This is a genomic window from Methanolobus sp. ZRKC5 (assembly GCF_038446525.1).
Classification (GTDB): Archaea; Halobacteriota; Methanosarcinia; order Methanosarcinales; family Methanosarcinaceae; genus Methanolobus.
In genome coordinates this window covers 301,968-319,508 of sequence record NZ_CP151792.1, presented here as the reverse complement: position 1 = coordinate 319,508, position 17,541 = coordinate 301,968, and the positions used below count along the sequence as shown (strand labels likewise).

Here is a 17,541-nt window from a genome sequence, read left to right as displayed (position 1 = left end):
GTTTTATCCAAATCCAAATTTATATGTAAAAAAGTATGGGGCATATTGACCCCATTAGATATTATTTCTCAAAGCATGCATCAATGTGTTCCTGTGCATCCGGTTTTGTTAGCAGGCTCACTACCACAGCAACGATTATCGCCACGGGAGTTGCGATAAGTATTGGATCAATAACGGTCCAGGTTCCTGTAAGGATGGTATCAACACCAAAAATAGCCTTGCTTATTCCAAGTGGTACTGCTTCTGATTTGTGAACGAATGTGAGCCAGAACAGACTTGCAAAAGTTCCCACAAGCATACTGGCAGTTGCTCCCTGTCTGTTCATACGCTTCCAGAAAAGTGCACCCGCATACATTGGCAAAAATGCTGCTGCACAAAGCCCAAAGAAGATTGCTGTGGCCCTTGCAATGATGCTTATTGGAAGTACATATGCCAGTATTACGCTTGCAATAATGGTAATTGCAATACCCGCACGGGTAATGTTAATGCTCTGTCCGAGTTCTCCTTTCTTTAGATACTGGCGATAAAAGTCATGCCCTATAGCTGTTCCCATGGTATGGAACTGGGAACTTAAGGTTGACATGGCTGCAGCGAGCAATGCAAGCATAAAGAGTATGACAAAAACATCAGGCATGGCACTGTTAATATACTCAGGTATGATCAGATCCATGTTTCCTTTTGCAGCTACAACAGCGATCACGCCTTTTGTCTTCATGAAATAGACGTTTGACAATGCACCTACGGTGAATGCAACTCCTGTCATCATGAGAATGAAAGGTCCGCCAACAAGAACTGCCCTGTTAAGTGCCCGGTTATCTTTTACGGTCATGAATCTCACTGCAAGCTGGGGCTGTGCAAGCACACCAATTCCGACTCCAAGTGTCAGTGTTGAAACAAGTGTCCACCAGATAGGTGAGCCGAATGCTGGCATTGAAGTCCAGCCCAGATGCCCTCCTGCTGCAAGACTTACAGGTACCAGGTCATTCATAGCAGTAAGTGCTGAGTGGGCTGCAGTGATTCCTCCGAGTTTGTCGTATGTCAGGAAAAGTAATGCTGCCATTCCGAAAAACATCAGTGCACCCTGGAGGGCATCGGTGTACATGACTGCAATAAGTCCACCAGTAATAACGTAAGCTGCAACTATAATAGTAAGAATGAAGACTGCCACGTCATAATCTATATTGAGGGTAGTTTCAACAAATCTTGCTCCTCCGATAAGTACGATACCTGCGTAAAGCGGCATGAAAGTACCAATTAAAGCACCTGAAAATCCCTGTATGAATCTGGAGTTGAATCTTCTTCCCAGAAGTTCGGGAAATGTTACTGCTTCGAGTTTTGCACCCATGCGCCTTGTCCTTGAGCCAAAAACCACAAAGGCAATGAAGATACCTACAACTATGGTCATGACAGCCAGCCAGAGTAGTCCCATTCCAAGAGCACCGGCGGCTCCTCCAAATCCGACAATGGCTGAGGTACTTATGAATGTTGCACCATAGGACAATGCAAGGATGTACGGATGGATCTGTCTCCCTGCAACCATATAATCTTCGGTTTCTTTCGTTTTCTTATACCCTATCCATCCAAGATAGAAGATGATCATCATATAGATCAATACAATTACTCCAAGCACCGGTGTACTTACAGCCATTAACACACCTCATCCTGATCATCTTCTTCGTTCCACTTAAGGGTACCATAGATTATGCAACCGATGGCACTGATAAAGCAAAGAATGTATGCTATCCATATCTGGGGATCATCTATACCAAGCATTTTTCTAAATCTCCTCATTATTTGTGGTAAGTAATATAACTATAAATCGTGGCAATTGCTATTCTAAACTACTATTTAAATCTGTTTAGTTGAATTTATGTATATGCCACTTTAGCTTATATGATGGTAGAGATTCGAAAACAGGAAAAAACCAGAGAGCAAATGGACGAAGCCTTCTATGGTTCTAAAGAATTTAGTGTTAATGTGGAATGTGTTGGGTATCACACAGCCAGTTGAATATGTTGAATATGAAGGATGTATCGATTCTGCCGGTGGAACTGTGCTTGGTGATTGGGAATGATACGCAGGGATGTCTTTATCTTATATTTCAGGAGGTCAGAATAAGACCAAATTAGACAAAATCATCTTCAAAGATAGTATTTAACGTAGAATCTGTAAACAACTCTTATTTCGTCTAATTCTTTAGCTTCCACTTGAAAATTGCTTTTATTTTCATTTGCATCATATGTCAGCTCATTGAGATCTTTGAAGACGACCTCGCAGTTTATGTTCTCAGGGAGTTGCGATTTGAAGCTGTCACATTTTGCTATAATTCCATGCAGCATTTTTTCTGTTTCAATTGGCTCAAAGATATTTTCATTTACTGGTGCGTAGACAATTTCTGTTGTCAATTTTTCCCTTCCTTCCAAATTCATCCAGAAACCGTTGACATGTGCACCATCAATCATGTAATCCTTGATCTCGAAACTCTTGCTTATCACATTCTTCAATTTGGAACACCTTTTGCTTTCATTTATATTGATAAGTTAAATTTGTTTTCATGAATTGGTTTCGAACCAAAGTAACAAGCTTACAAACCTGGAGAATATGCCTGGATAAAAAAAGAAATGGTGCTGAAGGTTATTTTCAGCACCTGGTCAAAAGCCGAGTATTTTACTTCTTATTCAATTTCCGTCATAGGAGATGGACGGGGACTTGCCAGGCTTCCTCCCAAATATGCAATGGTACCAAAGATCAAACCGATGAATACCGGGTGGATGAGTGGATTGCCAAAGAGTTGCCAGAGCACCACTGAGCCGAAACTTGCCACCAGGCTGGCAACAAATCCTGTTGCTGTGCCACGTTCCCAGTAAAGTCCGAAAATAAGCGGTATGAAAACGCAGCATGCGATAACGCCCATACTTGCGGACACCAGGGGTACAATCATCTGTGGAACATCCATTGCGAAGAATGCCGAGACTATAATGATGATAACTCCTACTATCCTTGTCATACGGAGCACCACATTATCAGGAGTTGCCGGACGTAGATACTTCAAGATATCTGAAGTCAGAGCGGTTGTTGTGACCAGCACAATAGCACTCATAGTTGACATGGCAGCAGAGATAGCAGCCAGCAGTACGATGCTATCAAATCCACGGGGGAGTAGTGATGTTGCTAAAAATGGTATAAGTCCATCAGGGTTTGCCATGAATGGAGCCAGCTGTTCTGAGCTGAAGACTCCATGAGCCAAAACTCCCAGGGAGAATATACATAAAGCGTAAATGGTGATGGATATTGGTCCATAGATGCCTGCAAAGCGCACTACTCTTTTGTCTTTGGCAGAGAACAACATTATCAGCAGATCGGGTAATGCCAAAAGCCCAAGACTGATGGAAAATGCCATTCCAAAGGTCTTTTGCCATGGGACTGCTGCTCCACTCATACTCAATATGTCAGCTGGAACCATATCCCATATTGCCATTCCGCCACCACTTGAAATAAGTCCTGTGTATAGCAGCACTGCACCTACAAGCATGATAAGCCCCTGCAGGAAACTGATCCATATGATCGCAGGCAGCCCTCCAATCACATAGTAAAGAGCCACGATGACAACAGCTATGAAAAGACCCTGGACATATGTCACTCCCAGCAGGCCCTGGAAAAGATTGGCACAGCCCTTGAAGATGGCAACCAGATATACGGTGTACATTAAAAGCATGATAGCTGCAAGCAGGACCTTACCTTTTTGGGAATCGTATCTGCGCTCCAGCAGCTGTGGAATGGTCTTGGCATCGTACTTTTGGGAGAACACCCATATTTTGGGTGCAATGATGAATGCCAGACAGGCAAATGCTACATGGAAGAAAACTCCCCAGATGACCCATGGGAGGCCAGCAATAAGTCCATAGCCTCCACCACCGAGGAAAGATGCAGCGCTGAAATACGCAGCCATATATGCAATTCCTATCACCGCAGGATGCATCACATTGCGGTCTGATACAGCAAATCCTGAAAAGGTTCCCTGCTTTAGTTTCAGGGAAAGCAAAAGTATCCCAATTACGTATAACACCAAAAGAATATGATTAAGCATGTTCGCGCCTCAATATGAAATAGAATGTGGTGGCCAGCATGATCACGATCGAGATTATAAGATAAATGTAAGGTAAGGGCATTAGGTTCATCTCCTCCTTTCCATGATTTTGTTTTTGTCAATTATTGTTTTTAAGCTGCTACAGATCAATACCAATTGTGACTCCTCCAAAAAAGGATGTATTTATACTATAATGTCCGTTGATGTACAATAACATTTAAAAAGGTTTTTGTTTGGTTTAATTATAGTTGTTCACTTAATATTCATAACTTATTTTTCAGAAACTTATCAATCCATTTTCTTGCGAAACTAATCTTTGATGAACAACTAATAAACGTCTCAGCAATCAGATTTTTCATATGGTCAAGATCTTTCACAAAATTACAAGAAATTATTCTTTTGACGCTCTTCCAGATGAATTCTATTGGATTCAAGTCTGGCGAATATGGAGGTAAATAGACCAATTCGATGTCATTTGCCTGTGCAAAATCCAATGTATCTTTTGCTCGATGTGATCTAAAATTGTCGAGAATGATTACAATTCTTTTTCCTATGTTACTGTTTTTTACAGTTGACAGAAATGAACATACATCTTCTTTGGTTGAATGTTCCTTAAAATTTATAACTGAATTACCATTCAATGCATAAAACCCGAAGGAGTTTGCTTTTAGCCTGGTTGTGTTTTTGAAGATAACAGGTTTATTGAAAGACCATAAACGAACTGTATTTGATGTTGTTTGTGGAGATGATTCATCAAGAAAGCCGATAACGCAACCATCATCGATTAATGGTAAGTTTTTTTTAAACGGTCTTCTGCGTCTTCTGGTCTTCGATGATCATGTGTATAGGGTTTGCCATGATGCATGCCAAACTTTTTCAAGATGACTAATATTTGCTTAATGGTGTATTGAACTTTAAACTCATTATATATGAGTTCCTGAACTGCTTTTGTTGACCAGTCATCACGCTCATGTAACATGGTCTTTAGTTTTTCTTTTTGGTCATTAGTGAGTTTTGAAGGGCAACCTCCTGAAAACCTGGGTTTCAAACCTTTATATCCGTCTTGATTCCACCGTTCTTGCCATTGATATGCAACGGGTTTTGATATCCCTACAAGTTTAGCCGCTTCATTAACTGAAGCACCTTCATAACGGTGTTTAACAAAATACAAACGTTGTAGAACTCTTGTATCTTTCTCTAACGACTTAATATGTTTAAGCAATTCCTCTAATGAAAGATGATGCTCTATCAGAATTTGTTCTGGTTTAGCCATGAAAAATAGTTGTATCTCTTAAGTAATAAATGTTTAGTTAATAACTATAAATGATTTCGTGCTATTATTGGTTGAAAGAGTTTTCTAAACTAGTATTTGATTATTTTTTGGATTTGTAAAAATCCTTATTTGAACAATAAATATAACCTTGATATACATGTCAAAGTTGTGAACTAATAGCTTGAATTTATTTATTTATTTTTTTGCTTGATTTCAGTATTATTTTCCATCGAATCGTCTATAGCAGACGACTCCATCTCCTCTCCCCCCATACCCCCTCACCCCTTTTTTTAACATGAGGCTCTATAATGGATGTTTCCTCCTCCTTCCACTCCATGTAATGCAAATTCAGTACTTCTCGAATTTCCTCATTTTGTTCTTATTGCTACTAATCTACCTTAAATACCCGATCATCAACTGAATCCTTAACTTTCTTCTAAGCTATTTTCCAACAGACAGAACAAATCTATCAAATCTAAATATATCCTCATCAATGGCTACTGATTTGTTTTTGTTATTGTGTAATATTTTTTCAGAATGGCAACAGATAAATATATATATATTTATTTATGTGTTTTATATATACAAATAATTGAAATATGTCTATGATTGTAGAACATTGGCATTAATTCATTTGGATTGTCAAAATTTAAAACATCTAAATAAAGCGGAGGGCAGTATGTTAAAATTTTCGTCAAGTAGTAACAGAATTGTGAACTCAAAGAAAGCCATAGCTGAATGCCTTGAAAGTGCGCTCGTTGATGAAGAGAGCATTGATTGTGATCTTGTGGTAATCTATACCACCATCGGTCATAATCTGAATGATATTATAAGTGAGGCGCATAAGCTCGCTCCAAGTGCACAGGTTGTTGGTTGTACCTGCTCTGGAATTATTGGCAAAGAGGGACCAAATGAAGCAATGAGGTGTCTGGCTATCATGACAATAAAAGGCGGAAATGATGAATTTTCCGTGGTCATTAAAGATAATATAGCAGGTCCCAATTCTTATGAAGTCGGTGCCCAATTGGCTCAAGACCTGAAGAATAAAAATCCAAACGTTAACATGATCCATTTCCTGGCAACAGGTATCGATATTGCTGCCGACAAAGCGTTGGAAGGCATCGAATCCGTTTTTGGCACAGATGTTCCGATATTTGGAGCTACCTCTTCAGATAATATGAAAGCCATAAACAACTTCCAATTCGTTGGCGACCAGATATTTGAAAAAGGTGCATTAGCAATTGGCTTTGCAGACCCTACACTTGAAGTGATCACACAGGCCTCCCACGGTTTTGCAATCGTAGAAATGCCTTTTGAAGTAACACGTTCTGAGTCGAATCGTGTGTTCGAGCTGGATGGACAACCGGCCTGGAAATGTCTGACAGACAATCTCGGACTACCAGAAACAGCACAACTTGCGGATACGATTCCAATTGGAGCACTTGCAGAGGAACTGCCAGAAAGTTTACAGGAAGAATATGGCAATACACACATTCTTCGAGTGATTGCAAAGAAAGGAACGGATGGTAGTATCTATATGCCTGTTGAGTGCCCCGAGGGCACCAAACTCTACCTCACCAAGCGGGATGAGGATCTAATATTTGATGGCCTGGATCAGATGGTCGGGCAGATCGTTGAAAGATGCAACGGCCGTAGACCTGTCGCAGTTTTCCACGCAGACTGTGTCGCAAGAGGAAGGGGTATGTTAAACCGTATCCTTAAGGATGAAATTGTATTCAGGATGCAGCACCCCCTGTGTAACGATGAAGATATACCATGGCTGGGAATGTACGGACTGGGGGAATTTGCAAGATTAGGAGGACGATCCCAATTCCATAATTACACAACAGCCCTGTATGTCATTGTCAAGCGCAACGACTAATGTGATCTTCAGTGTATTCGCACCAGGTACCTCATAACATGAATGAAGATAGTTTGCACTACGATAAACTTGAAGCTAAGTATGGCGAGTTACAGAAAAAAGTAACCCGTTTTTCCGCGATTGAGCAGCAGCTTGTCAATACAGGAGATCTCCTTGATCGCGAGCTTAGTCGCTTTAAGTCGATCCAGGGCTACAACGAGAAAGCCATTAGGACTAAAGATATGCACGAGCTTTCCTCGATAACAGTAGAGTCCATAGTTGAAGTTTTTGAGGTTGAATGCGGTGCGCTCTTCACTTATGATACGACTAATAATCGCTTAACTCTCGTGGAGAATTACGGTTTTGAGGAGAAACACCCATTGGTCATGGAATGGATAGTTTCTGATGAAATTGTGAACTCAAAAGACAGTGTTTTTATCGAATTTTCCGCCCCATCAAATCCCTGGGGATCGCTGGGATTGTGTCAGGTAATTTACGCTCCTTATTACAAGGATGGAGATCTGCATGGATTTGTTCTAGGAGGACGATCTGCAGAAAAGAAGGATTATTATGACGAAATAAGTGAAGAGATCAGAATATCTTTCATGGTATTTGTCCAACAGGTGAGTGCATTAATGCACAATCTTGAGTCACAGAGAATTATTCAACAGCATGTATCAGAAGTGACAAGTATCAACAAATCTCTGAAAAAAGAGATTAAACAACGTGAGCTGGCAGAAGAACGCATAAGAAAGATGAACGACTGTTTCTTAAGCTTTGGGACTGATCCATTGAAGAACATCAATCACCTTACTGCTCTTTTCGGAGAACTGATGGGAGCTACCTTTGCACTCTACAATCGATTAGATGAGGGTTTGCTTCATTCATGGGGACAGTGGAACACACCTACTGACTATAATCCCTTGGATGAACCAGAAGGACATCTTTGCTATGACGTGATACGGTGTGCAAATGATCGTTTGATGGTGGTCAGGGACCTTTCCGAAACAGCATATGCACACACAGACCAAAATGTGGTCCTATATGCGTTAAAGACCTATATGGGAATAGGAGTTAAGCTTGAGAAAAATTGCGTTGGATCCCTGTGCTGTGTTTTTCAACACGATTTTATACCCTCTAAAGAAGACAGATAGATTATAGGGGTCATTGCTACGGCAATAGCTGTAGAGGAAAAACGTAAGTGGGTTCAAGAGGCATTGCTGGACTCTGAGAACAAGCACCGTATGATCTTTGAACATTCTCCAGTAGGAATTTTCCATTATGATCTGAATGGAATTGTCACCCATTGCAATAATAGCTTTGCAAATATCATTGGACCAGCTGTAGAAAAAATAATCGGTTTTAATATGCTGATGTCCCCTGAAAATCCTCAAATGATAGAGCTTGTAAAAAAAACACTTTCAGGAGAAACAGGATATTTTGAAGGTGAGTATAAATCTGTCCTCAGCGATAGAACTACAGTTATTAAAGCTGAAGCTAACCCTGTTTTTTCGAATGACAGAGCTGTGGTGGGAGGCATCTGTGTTGTGGAAGATGTTACCAAACAAAAAAAGACAGAACTGTCTCTTAAAAGTCGCGATGCGATACTCGAAGGAATTAGTTTCGCAGCTGAAAAGTTACTGGGCCCATGCCCTTTAGATGATACCATACAAGTAGTTCTTGAGAGATTGGGAAAGGCAACAGATGTTGATCACGCATACATTTTTAAAAACATGATCGATGAAGATGGCATACTTCGGGCATACAAGACCAATAAATGGGAGAGCCTTGGAATCAATTCTCAGATCGAGTACCCTGAACCCCATAAATTATCATACATAGATGATGGTTGTGAACGCTGGGTAAAAGCTTTGAGGGCTGGAGATGTGATTTCCGGATCTGTTCAGGAGTTACCCGAAGTTGAACACGCTTTCCTTAAGTCCTATAAAGCATTATCCATCGCAGCAGTGCCAATACACGTGGAAGGAAATTGGTGGGGATTCATTGGTTTCGATGATTGTAAGAATAAAAGAGAATGGTTTGTCGTAGAAAAGGATGCTCTCAAAGCGGCGGCTGATACAATTGGCGCAGCCATCCAACGCAAGCAAGCAGAGAAAGCGTTACAGGAAAACGAGGAAAAATTGAAGACCATACTGTCATCCATCCAGACAGGAGTTCTTATTATCGATGCAGAAACACATGTTATCGTTGACATAAATCCTTCAGCAGTTCAAAGTATTGGTGGTTTAAAAGAGGAAATCGTTGGCAAAGTATGCCACAACTTTATCTGTAAGGCTGAGAAGGGAAGCTGTCCGATCACTGACCTCAAAGATACCATAAACAAATCAGAACACGTGCTCATAAATGTAAGAGGAGAAGAGATTCCCATCCTCAAAAATGTAACTTCTGTAAATCTTGATGGGCGAATACACCTGATTGAGAGTTTTATTGATATCACAGAACGTAAAAAAGCAGAAGAAGTTCAGAAAAAAGATACCTTATTAAAAGAGATACATCACCGGGTGAAAAATAACCTCCAGGTCATTTCCAGTCTGCTCAACCTTCAATCCAGGAATTTCACTGACGAAAAGGTAATTGCTGCCTTCATGGAGAGTCAGACCCGTGTCAGATCAATGGCTATTGCCCACCAGAAGTTGTACCAATCAAAAGATCTGGCAAGCATAGACGTTGGTGATTACATTAAAAATCTGGCGACCTATCTGTTCCAGACATATAAAGTAGGCAATAGTGCTATCAAACTGAAACTGGACGTTGATGACGTTTACATGGGTATAGAAAAAACAATTCCTCTTGGATTGATTATCAATGAACTTGTTTCAAATTCCTTAAAGTATGCTTATCAGACAGAAGAAGAAGGTGACATAGATATCGAATTCCATCTTGAGAATAAGATGTTTACACTCATTGTCAGCGACATTGGGATAGGCATTCCTGAAGACATGGATTATAGCAATTCACATTCATTAGGTTTGCAACTGGTAACAACACTTGTGAAACAAATTCATGGGAATATAGAGCTTGATCGAAGCAATGGGACAAAATTTGTGATTACCTTTAAAGAATGATTGGATAAGGGGAATTAAATGACTAAATCAAAAATATTGATTGTAGAGGATGAACTTATTACAGCTCTGGACATGAAGAACAGGCTGGAAGATTTCGGATATTTAGTTCCTTTTACCGTTGCGTCTGGGGAAGAAGCTATCGAAAAAGTGGAAGAGATTTGTCCTGATTTGGTGCTGATGGATGTTATGCTGGAAGGGGATATGGACGGTATTCAAGCAGCTGAACAGATACATGCACGATTTGACATTCCAGTTGTGTATCTTACCGCTTATGCCGATGACAATACTTTGCAGCGAGCAAAGATAACAGAACCTTTTGGTTACATACTCAAGCCTTTTGAAGAAAAGGAATTATTCACCAGTATAGAGATAGCCCTTTACAAACATAAAATGGAGATCAAATTGAAAGAAAGGGAAGAAAAGTATTCTGCCCTTGTCGAAAATGGAAATGATGGAATTATTATTATCCAGGATTTCATGATTAAATATGCAAACCAGAAAATGCTGGATATGACCAATTATTCGTTTGATGAAGCAAATGAGCTTCCTTTAATGAATTTAATTTCACCTGAGCATATAGATCTTGTAAAAAAGAGATATGTAAAGAGACTGAGAGGAGAAGCCATTCAATCAGGCTATGAGGTCGATATCGTATCAAAGGATGGAAATAAGATACCGGTTGAGATTAGTGCATCTACCATCCATTACAAAGGCAAACCAGCAGATATGGCAATCATAAGAGATATTTCAGAAAGAAAAAAAGTAAATGCTGCTTTGATGGAATCAGAAAAAAAATATCGTGAGTTAACTGAAAATATTTCTGAATTGGTATACTGCATGAATCCTGGAACCTTTGCAGTAACATATATTAATCAAGCTGTTGAGGACATTTTTGGATATACTGTTGAAGAATGGTTAAGTAATCCGGATTCATGGGAGAGTTCCATTTGCCCTGAAGACATAGGAAAAGTCCTTTCAAAATATGAACAAATGAAGGTAATACTGGAAAATGGCGTTATAGAATACCGCATAATAAGAAAGGATGGAACAATACGATGGGTGGAAGATCACGTTTCGTGGTTAGTGGACAGAGAAGCAAATGCTGTTTCAGTGAACGGTATTCTACATGACGTGACTAAACGCAAAGAAGCCGAAATTGCATTAATAAATGCAAAAAATACTGCTGAATCTGCCAATAAAATAAAGAGCGAGTTTATTGCAAATATGAACCATGAATTGAGAACGCCTCTTAATTCCATCATTGGTTTTTCAGATTTTCTTCTTGAGAACAGGATTGGAAGTCTCAATGAAAAACAAAGTAAGTATATAAGTAATGTGTCTAACAGTGGTAAGCATCTTCTCAACGTCATAAACGATATTCTGGATATTTCAAAGATCGAAGCCGGTAAAATGGAGCTTCAGCATAAAAAATTTAGTATCAGGGAAACATTGGATGATGTCGAAGCAATTGTTTCCCTTCTTGCAGAAAAAAAGAACATCTGCCTGAGTACAAGTCTCGAAGCAAATGATCTCTACATCAAAGCTGACAAACTTAAATTGACACAGGTCCTTTTCAATCTTGTATCCAATGCCATAAAGTTTACTGACAATGAAGGATCTGTAGTAGTAGATGTTCAAGACAAAGGAAATTCAGTTTCTTTTCTGATTAGTGACACAGGAATTGGTATTTCAAAGAATCAGTATGAAAAAGTCTTTGAGCCATTTACACAGGTTGATTATTCGACAACTAGACTATATGGAGGTACTGGCCTCGGCCTTACCCTTGTCAAAAAGTTCGTTGAGATGCATGATGGTGAAGTCTGGATAAAAAGTGAATTAGGTGAAGGAACTACGATCGGTTTTAGTATCCCATCCAATATCTAAAAGTAGTTTCCTTTTTTGGCTTTGTAGAAATCCTCAGTTGGACAACACACAATCATCTACTTTATTTTTTTGGAACAACAAACACAAGAAACTTGGTATTAAAATTGTAGTAGATTAACTGAATTTATAGAAAATGATTTCTATAGAGCTGATTTTTCTATGACTGAAACCTGTGACAAAACATTTATATTTCATCAAATAAGTGCATAGGTCAGCATCAATGTATGAATATATGCAATGTTTCACGTTCCCGGATGTGAATCTGTTGTTTGATTTTCTTTTACATATTATCCATTTATCCATTCAAGAGGAATGATATTGACCAGTAAACGCATATTAATGGGTAACGAAGCCATTGCTTTCGGAGCCATCAAAGCCGGTGTCCAGATAGCGAGCGGCTATCCAGGCACACCTTCTACCGAAGTTATGGAGACCATTGCTTCTCATGCAAAAGAGTATGGTATCTATGCCGAATGGGCCACTAATGAGAAAGTAGCGCTTGAGACAGCCGTAGGAGCTGCATATTCAGGTGCCAATGCCATGGTAACTATGAAACAGGTTGGCCTGAACGTAGCTTCTGATCCTCTTATGAGCCTTTCTTACATAGGTGTTAAAGGCTCACTTGTAATTCTTGTTTCAGATGATCCCGGTCCACATTCATCCCAGACCGAACAGGATACCAGGGCCTTTGGTCATTTTGCAAATATACCTGTACTGGATCCTGCAACTCCACAGGAAGCCTATGATATGACAAAACTGGCTTTCAAATTATCACACGAGATGGAAACTCCTGTGATACTCAGGACCACAACCCGTGTATCTCACGGGTGTTCTGATGTACTCATCGAGGACCTATCGCCGGTTTCCAGAGACATGGAAGGATTTGTGAAAGACACAAGATGGACCATTTTCCCAAAACTAACGGCACAGAGACATCCTCTGCTGGAAGAGCTTCAAATAACTATGTCATACCGTTTTTCAGAATACTTCGCAGATGAATCTTTTAACTCAATATCAAAGGGCAGCAGCAAAATAGGAATTGCAGCTTCGGGTGTTTCATATCTTTACGCAAAGGAAGCCATAAGGAATTATCCTGGTACATTTTCAGTATTCAAGGCAGGAACTGTGTATCCTTTCCCTGAAAAGGCAGCCCTTGAATTCCTCAAAGATATCACAGACCTGATAGTTGTCGAGGAACTGGACCCGTATCTTGAGGAGCAGTTCCTGCAATTGGCAGGCAAATATCATCTTAACGTGAATATACATGGAAAGAAAGACGGTTCTTTCCCTGTCAGTGGGGAGTATGATGTTGATGTTGTCATCGATGGTATGAACAGGGTACTGGAAAGTATCAATGATGACATTTCTCCGCTTACTCATTCAGCTCCTGCAATAGAGCAGAATGATATTCCTCCTTTGCCTGTGAGAGCTCCCACATTGTGTGCCGGTTGTATGCACAGGACAGTTTTCTATGCGTTCAAGAAAGCCGCCGCAAAATTACGTTCACAAAAGGGTGTAGAATCCATATTTTCAGGTGATATTGGCTGTTATACACTGGGAAATGCAAAACCTCTTGAAATGGTCAATACCTGTCTCTGTATGGGGGCTGGTATCAGTATCGCCGCCGGTCTGTCCCAGACACAGGAATATAGAGGTACTCAGAAGGCAAAGCAGGTGTCCTTCATAGGTGATTCTACTTTTTTCCACTCAGGAATCGCTGCCGTTATCAGTGCAGTATATAATAATGCTGACATCACCGTTGCAGTTCTTGACAACCGTACCACTGCCATGACAGGACATCAACCCCATCCTGGTATAGGTGTAACAGCTCTTGGTTCTCCTGCAAAGATCATCGACATAGCAGATGTTCTCAAAAGTTGCGGAGTTGGCATGGTCAGAACCATAGAGATAGATTCCCTTGATGAGTGCATGAATATAGCCGCTGAGGCCATGGAGTTTGAAGGTCCCTCTGCTGTTGTGTTTAAAGGAAACTGTGTTGCTATCTGCAAGGGACAAGGTCAGTATCTTGTGGATGAGGACAAATGTACAGGCTGCAAGCTCTGCATATCCCAGCTGGGATGCCCTGCTATATTTTCAATATCCTCGGGTTTGCCTGTTATCCAGGATACCTGTAGTGGATGTGGTCTCTGTGCAGAGATATGTCCGTCAGATGCTATTGTCCTGAAGGAGGTCTTACAATGAAATTCGATATTCTTATTGCAGGTGTAGGTGGTCAGGGTGTCGTACTAGCCTCTCGTTTACTTGCCACCGCTGCCATGAATGCCGGTTTACATGTAGCTACAGCTGAAACAATAGGTATGGCCCAGAGAGAAGGGTCAGTTACAAGTCATGTGAGGATTGGGGACGATGTATGTGGTTCGCTTATCCCGCAGGGAAACGCAGATTTGCTGATAGGGCTTGAGCCTGGGGAAGCCGCCCGTAACCTTCGTTTTTTACGCAAAGGTGCTAGCATTGTGGTTAATGAGCATGCAATAATACCATCGACCCAGGGTAATGAAGTATATGATCCAGACCAGATGCTCGAGTTTTTGAAGAGCAATTGTCCGGAGATAATATCTGCTGATTTCACCGGTCTTGCAAAAGATGCAGGAACATACAGGGCAGCTAATGTATCTATGATTGCGGCTGCTGCAGGTGCCGGTCTTTTACCTTTCTCAGTGGAATATCTGTGGAATGTGCTTGAAAAGATGATTCCGGAAAAATATAGGGATGTCAATCGCAGGGCCTATGATATGGCAATTGAAAGTGTTTCAAAAACAAACGATGCCTCTAAGGATCAATGATGGCAGGAGTGAGATGAATGTGTGATAATCATGTAATTGATGGTTCAAAGAAAGTGGTTCATGTAAGTGAATGTGAAAGTGAGAATTGTTGCACACATTCCGGTCTATCCGATGAAGAAAGAACGACCAAGCTAAGACAGCTTCTTCAAAGGGTTGCAAAGGGCAGCTCTTTCTACCAGAAAAAATTCAAGGAAGAAAGTGTTGATACCACTGATATAAGGTCTCTGGAAGATATCAGCAAGCTCCCATTAACTACAAAAGAAGAGCTAAGAGATGCCTATCCTCTGGGTCTTCAGGCTGTACCGGATGAAGAGATTGTGAGGATACATTCATCTTCCGGTACAACCGGAAGCCCTGTTATAATCCCGTATACCAAAAGAGATGTGGATGTATGGGCAGAGATGATGATGCGCTGCTACCAGATGGCAGGGCTTACGAATACTGACAGGATACAGATAACACCCGGATACGGCATGTGGACTGCAGGTATAGGTTTCCAGGCAGGTGCAGAGCTTCTGGGAGCCATGGCAGTACCCATGGGTCCGGGAAATACGGAAAAACAACTTCAGATGATGGTTGACCTGAAATCCACAGTCCTTGGCAGTACTTCCTCGTATGCTCTCCTGCTTGCAGAGGAGATTAGTAAAAGGGATCTGAAGGACAGTATCAAATTGAAGGTTGGGATTATTGGTTCTGAGCGCTGGAGTCCTAAGATGAGAGCACGTATCGAAGACGAGCTTGGTATCGAGACTTTCGATATCTTCGGTCTAACTGAGATATACGGACCTGGCATTGCCCTTGATTGCTCACAGCATGATGGTCTTCATTACTGGTCAGACCACCTGCTCTTTGAAATAATAGACCCTGTTACAGGAGAGAGCCTTCCAGACGGTACTCTTGGTGAGCTTGTCATAACTACGTTGACCAAGGAAGGAGCTCCGCTTATACGTTACAGGACAAGAGACCTCACACGTATCATACCTGAACCATGTGAATGTGGAAGTCCTTTCCCACGCATAGACCGCCTGCTTGGACGCACTGATGACCGCATCAAGATAAAAGGTGTGAATGTCTACCCCGGACAGATAGAGGATGTGGTTCACAGGGTGGAAGGTGTGAGCAGTGAATACCAGATAGTCCTTGAAAGGGATGCTGGCCGGGATACCATGCTCTTCAGGGTTGAGGTCGATAATGCAGATAACCCGGAAATCAACAGGAAAAAAGCAAAACAAATGAACAAAGCATTTCAGGATTTCATAGGCATCAGCGTTGATGTGGAATGTGTTGGGATTGGAGCATTGCCACGCAGTGAAAAAAAGAGTAAGAGAGTTATTGATAATAGAGAGATGTGAAGGATATCATTTCACTCAATGACTTTAGTTTCTATCCTCCTCCTTTTATGATACATAGAACCGGTGGGCAGGAAACAGATTTATATCATAGGCTCAAAACTCTGCATATATAGTTTTACAATCAGCTACGTGGGGCGGCTGTCAGATCATATCTTATAATTTATAATCAGGGTCTATATCATTAGTATTCATAGGGGGATTATTTGATATCAGGATGATAGTTCCTGATGACCTTGGTGGGGATATTGAATGGATGTAAATGTCACAAGTGTACTGGAAATGCCAATATGGTGGCCGAATAACATATCCGTAGGTGTCTTCTTCTTTCTTTTAGGGGTTACAGGTGCCGGAATAATAGTCTATCTTGGTAGCTGGGACAAACTAATGGGGAATACAGCTCGTATACTGGAGCTTCAGGACCAGACAGAGTCTGTCAGGGAACTGCTTAAGGAAACAACTGATAATGGTGATAAAGACCGACTCTGGCAGGAGATTGTCAGGAAGGAGAACGAACTGAATAAGGAAAAATGGTTCTTTCGATATCTTGGGATCATACTATACCTCTTTGTCGGAGGTATGATCGCAAGCATACTGGCCAACAGTATGCTCGAAGCTGTCGCATTCGGTGCAGGCTGGACAGGCCTGATTGGAGTTTTCGGTATCAAAAAAGATGTTGATGAAAGGATGAAGCGGCGTGATGAAGACAAATCTCTCGATCAACATGACGCTGAAGTTATCAAGAATAATTATGAGGACAAGATTAAAGAGTATTCCCATATCATCAGCGAGACACGTAACAAAATAGAAGATATGGAAGAAAAACTCAAAGATTCATATTATAGTGGCTATGCAGATGCCATAGAGAAAGTTGCTCAGCTCAAAGGCCTTGACAGCAAGGAATTGACCGAGGAGATTATAGAAAAATTATAGGGGTTTTCTGATGACTGAAGATGTAAGAACCAAGCTCAGGCAAAAGCTGGTGGAGAAAAAAAGCATACCTGATAATATACTGGCTGACCTTGATGAATTAAAGGTTACCCTAAACAAAGAGGGATTGGGTATAGTGGATGATGAAAGGAATGCTGAGATCAAGAAGGCTTTCAGTTCAATTCAAAAAAGGGCACAGAAGAAATATTAAATAATTATCTTCTGTCTGACATTTTTTACTATCGTTATGCTAAAGTAGGTTGAAAT

At 40.8% G+C, this 17,541-nt stretch carries 14 protein-coding genes and 1 pseudogene; 10 read left to right on the top strand and 5 right to left on the bottom strand.

The window, feature by feature from the left end:
• Window positions 1–61 precede the first annotated feature (61 nt).
• Window positions 62–1,648 carry a sodium:solute symporter family protein gene (locus WN948_RS01340; RefSeq protein ID WP_342305180.1) on the bottom strand — a complete coding sequence of 529 codons (1,587 nt, stop codon included), beginning with the start codon at window positions 1,646–1,648 and terminating at the stop codon, window positions 62–64.
• On the bottom strand, window positions 1,648–1,773 hold the full coding sequence (locus tag WN948_RS01335) for a symporter small accessory protein (RefSeq protein WP_342305178.1): 126 nt from the start codon (window positions 1,771–1,773) through the stop codon (window positions 1,648–1,650). The genes WN948_RS01340 and WN948_RS01335 overlap by 1 nt, the downstream gene beginning before the upstream one ends.
• A 178-nt stretch (window positions 1,774–1,951) precedes the next feature.
• Between WN948_RS01335 and WN948_RS01330 the strand changes: the two genes are divergently transcribed.
• Entirely contained in the window at window positions 1,952–2,074 is a 123-nt protein-coding gene (locus tag WN948_RS01330; protein WP_342305176.1) for a hypothetical protein, read from the top strand.
• A gap of 67 nt (window positions 2,075–2,141) precedes the next feature.
• Here WN948_RS01330 and WN948_RS01325 read toward each other — a convergent pair whose 3' ends face one another.
• The 3 genes and pseudogenes from WN948_RS01325 to WN948_RS01315 all read right to left on the bottom strand — a co-directional run bounded on the left by WN948_RS01325 (window position 2,142) and on the right by WN948_RS01315 (window position 5,360).
• Window positions 2,142–2,495, bottom strand: a complete 354-nt coding sequence (locus WN948_RS01325; protein WP_342306515.1) for a hypothetical protein — start codon at window positions 2,493–2,495, stop codon at window positions 2,142–2,144.
• Between the two features lie 179 nt (window positions 2,496–2,674).
• Window positions 2,675–4,087, bottom strand: a complete 1,413-nt coding sequence (locus WN948_RS01320; RefSeq protein ID WP_342305174.1) for a sodium:solute symporter family protein — start codon at window positions 4,085–4,087, stop codon at window positions 2,675–2,677.
• A gap of 263 nt (window positions 4,088–4,350) precedes the next feature.
• Window positions 4,351–5,360, bottom strand: a pseudogene (locus tag WN948_RS01315) (IS630 family transposase).
• 679 nt (window positions 5,361–6,039) lie between these two features.
• Between WN948_RS01315 and WN948_RS01310 the strand changes: the two are divergent.
• From WN948_RS01310 to WN948_RS01270, 9 genes are all read left to right on the top strand, one after another.
• Window positions 6,040–7,242 carry an FIST N-terminal domain-containing protein gene (locus WN948_RS01310; RefSeq protein ID WP_342305172.1) on the top strand — a complete coding sequence of 401 codons (1,203 nt, stop codon included), beginning with the start codon at window positions 6,040–6,042 and terminating at the stop codon, window positions 7,240–7,242.
• Between the two features lie 38 nt (window positions 7,243–7,280).
• Window positions 7,281–8,375, top strand: coding sequence for a hypothetical protein (locus WN948_RS01305; RefSeq protein WP_342305170.1), 1,095 nt, complete (start codon window positions 7,281–7,283; stop codon window positions 8,373–8,375).
• A 63-nt stretch (window positions 8,376–8,438) separates the two neighbouring features.
• Complete coding sequence (locus WN948_RS01300) at window positions 8,439–10,307, top strand: histidine kinase dimerization/phosphoacceptor domain -containing protein (protein WP_342305168.1); 1,869 nt, start codon at window positions 8,439–8,441, stop codon at window positions 10,305–10,307.
• Between the two features lie 18 nt (window positions 10,308–10,325).
• Window positions 10,326–12,191, top strand: a complete 1,866-nt coding sequence (locus tag WN948_RS01295) for a PAS domain S-box protein (protein ID WP_342305166.1) — start codon at window positions 10,326–10,328, stop codon at window positions 12,189–12,191.
• A 312-nt stretch (window positions 12,192–12,503) separates the two neighbouring features.
• Window positions 12,504–14,393, top strand: coding sequence for an indolepyruvate ferredoxin oxidoreductase subunit alpha (gene iorA, locus WN948_RS01290; RefSeq protein WP_342305164.1), 1,890 nt, complete (start codon window positions 12,504–12,506; stop codon window positions 14,391–14,393).
• A complete protein-coding gene (locus WN948_RS01285) occupies window positions 14,390–14,995 on the top strand; it encodes an indolepyruvate oxidoreductase subunit beta (protein WP_342305163.1) in 606 nt (201 codons plus the stop codon). Before iorA ends, WN948_RS01285 begins: the two co-directional genes overlap by 4 nt.
• A gap of 17 nt (window positions 14,996–15,012) precedes the next feature.
• On the top strand, window positions 15,013–16,347 hold the full coding sequence (locus WN948_RS01280) for a phenylacetate--CoA ligase (protein ID WP_342305162.1): 1,335 nt from the start codon (window positions 15,013–15,015) through the stop codon (window positions 16,345–16,347).
• A 249-nt stretch (window positions 16,348–16,596) separates the two neighbouring features.
• The gene (locus tag WN948_RS01275) at window positions 16,597–17,277 is read left to right on the top strand and encodes a hypothetical protein (RefSeq protein WP_342305161.1); all 681 of its coding nucleotides are present in this window, start codon (window positions 16,597–16,599) and stop codon (window positions 17,275–17,277) included.
• A gap of 10 nt (window positions 17,278–17,287) precedes the next feature.
• The gene (locus tag WN948_RS01270; protein ID WP_342305160.1) at window positions 17,288–17,485 is read left to right on the top strand and encodes a hypothetical protein; all 198 of its coding nucleotides are present in this window, start codon (window positions 17,288–17,290) and stop codon (window positions 17,483–17,485) included.
• Window positions 17,486–17,541: the final 56 nt, after the last annotated feature.

Excerpts from the sequence above, each read along its gene's own strand:
- WN948_RS01340 (WP_342305180.1), bottom strand. The coding sequence starts at position 1,648 with ATGGCTGTAAGTACACCGGTGCTTGGAGTAATTGTATTGATCTATATG.
- WN948_RS01335 (WP_342305178.1), bottom strand. The coding sequence starts at position 1,773 with ATGCTTGGTATAGATGATCCCCAGATATGGATAGCATACATTCTTTGC.
- WN948_RS01330 (WP_342305176.1), top strand. The coding sequence starts at position 1,952 with ATGGTTCTAAAGAATTTAGTGTTAATGTGGAATGTGTTGGGTATCACA.
- WN948_RS01320 (WP_342305174.1), bottom strand. The coding sequence starts at position 4,087 with ATGCTTAATCATATTCTTTTGGTGTTATACGTAATTGGGATACTTTTG.
- WN948_RS01310 (WP_342305172.1), top strand. The coding sequence starts at position 6,040 with ATGTTAAAATTTTCGTCAAGTAGTAACAGAATTGTGAACTCAAAGAAA.
- WN948_RS01305 (WP_342305170.1), top strand. The coding sequence starts at position 7,281 with ATGAATGAAGATAGTTTGCACTACGATAAACTTGAAGCTAAGTATGGC.
- WN948_RS01295 (WP_342305166.1), top strand. The coding sequence starts at position 10,326 with ATGACTAAATCAAAAATATTGATTGTAGAGGATGAACTTATTACAGCT.
- iorA (WP_342305164.1), top strand. The coding sequence starts at position 12,504 with ATGATATTGACCAGTAAACGCATATTAATGGGTAACGAAGCCATTGCT.
- WN948_RS01285 (WP_342305163.1), top strand. The coding sequence starts at position 14,390 with ATGAAATTCGATATTCTTATTGCAGGTGTAGGTGGTCAGGGTGTCGTA.
- WN948_RS01280 (WP_342305162.1), top strand. The coding sequence starts at position 15,013 with ATGTGTGATAATCATGTAATTGATGGTTCAAAGAAAGTGGTTCATGTA.
- WN948_RS01275 (WP_342305161.1), top strand. The coding sequence starts at position 16,597 with ATGGATGTAAATGTCACAAGTGTACTGGAAATGCCAATATGGTGGCCG.
- WN948_RS01270 (WP_342305160.1), top strand. The coding sequence starts at position 17,288 with ATGACTGAAGATGTAAGAACCAAGCTCAGGCAAAAGCTGGTGGAGAAA.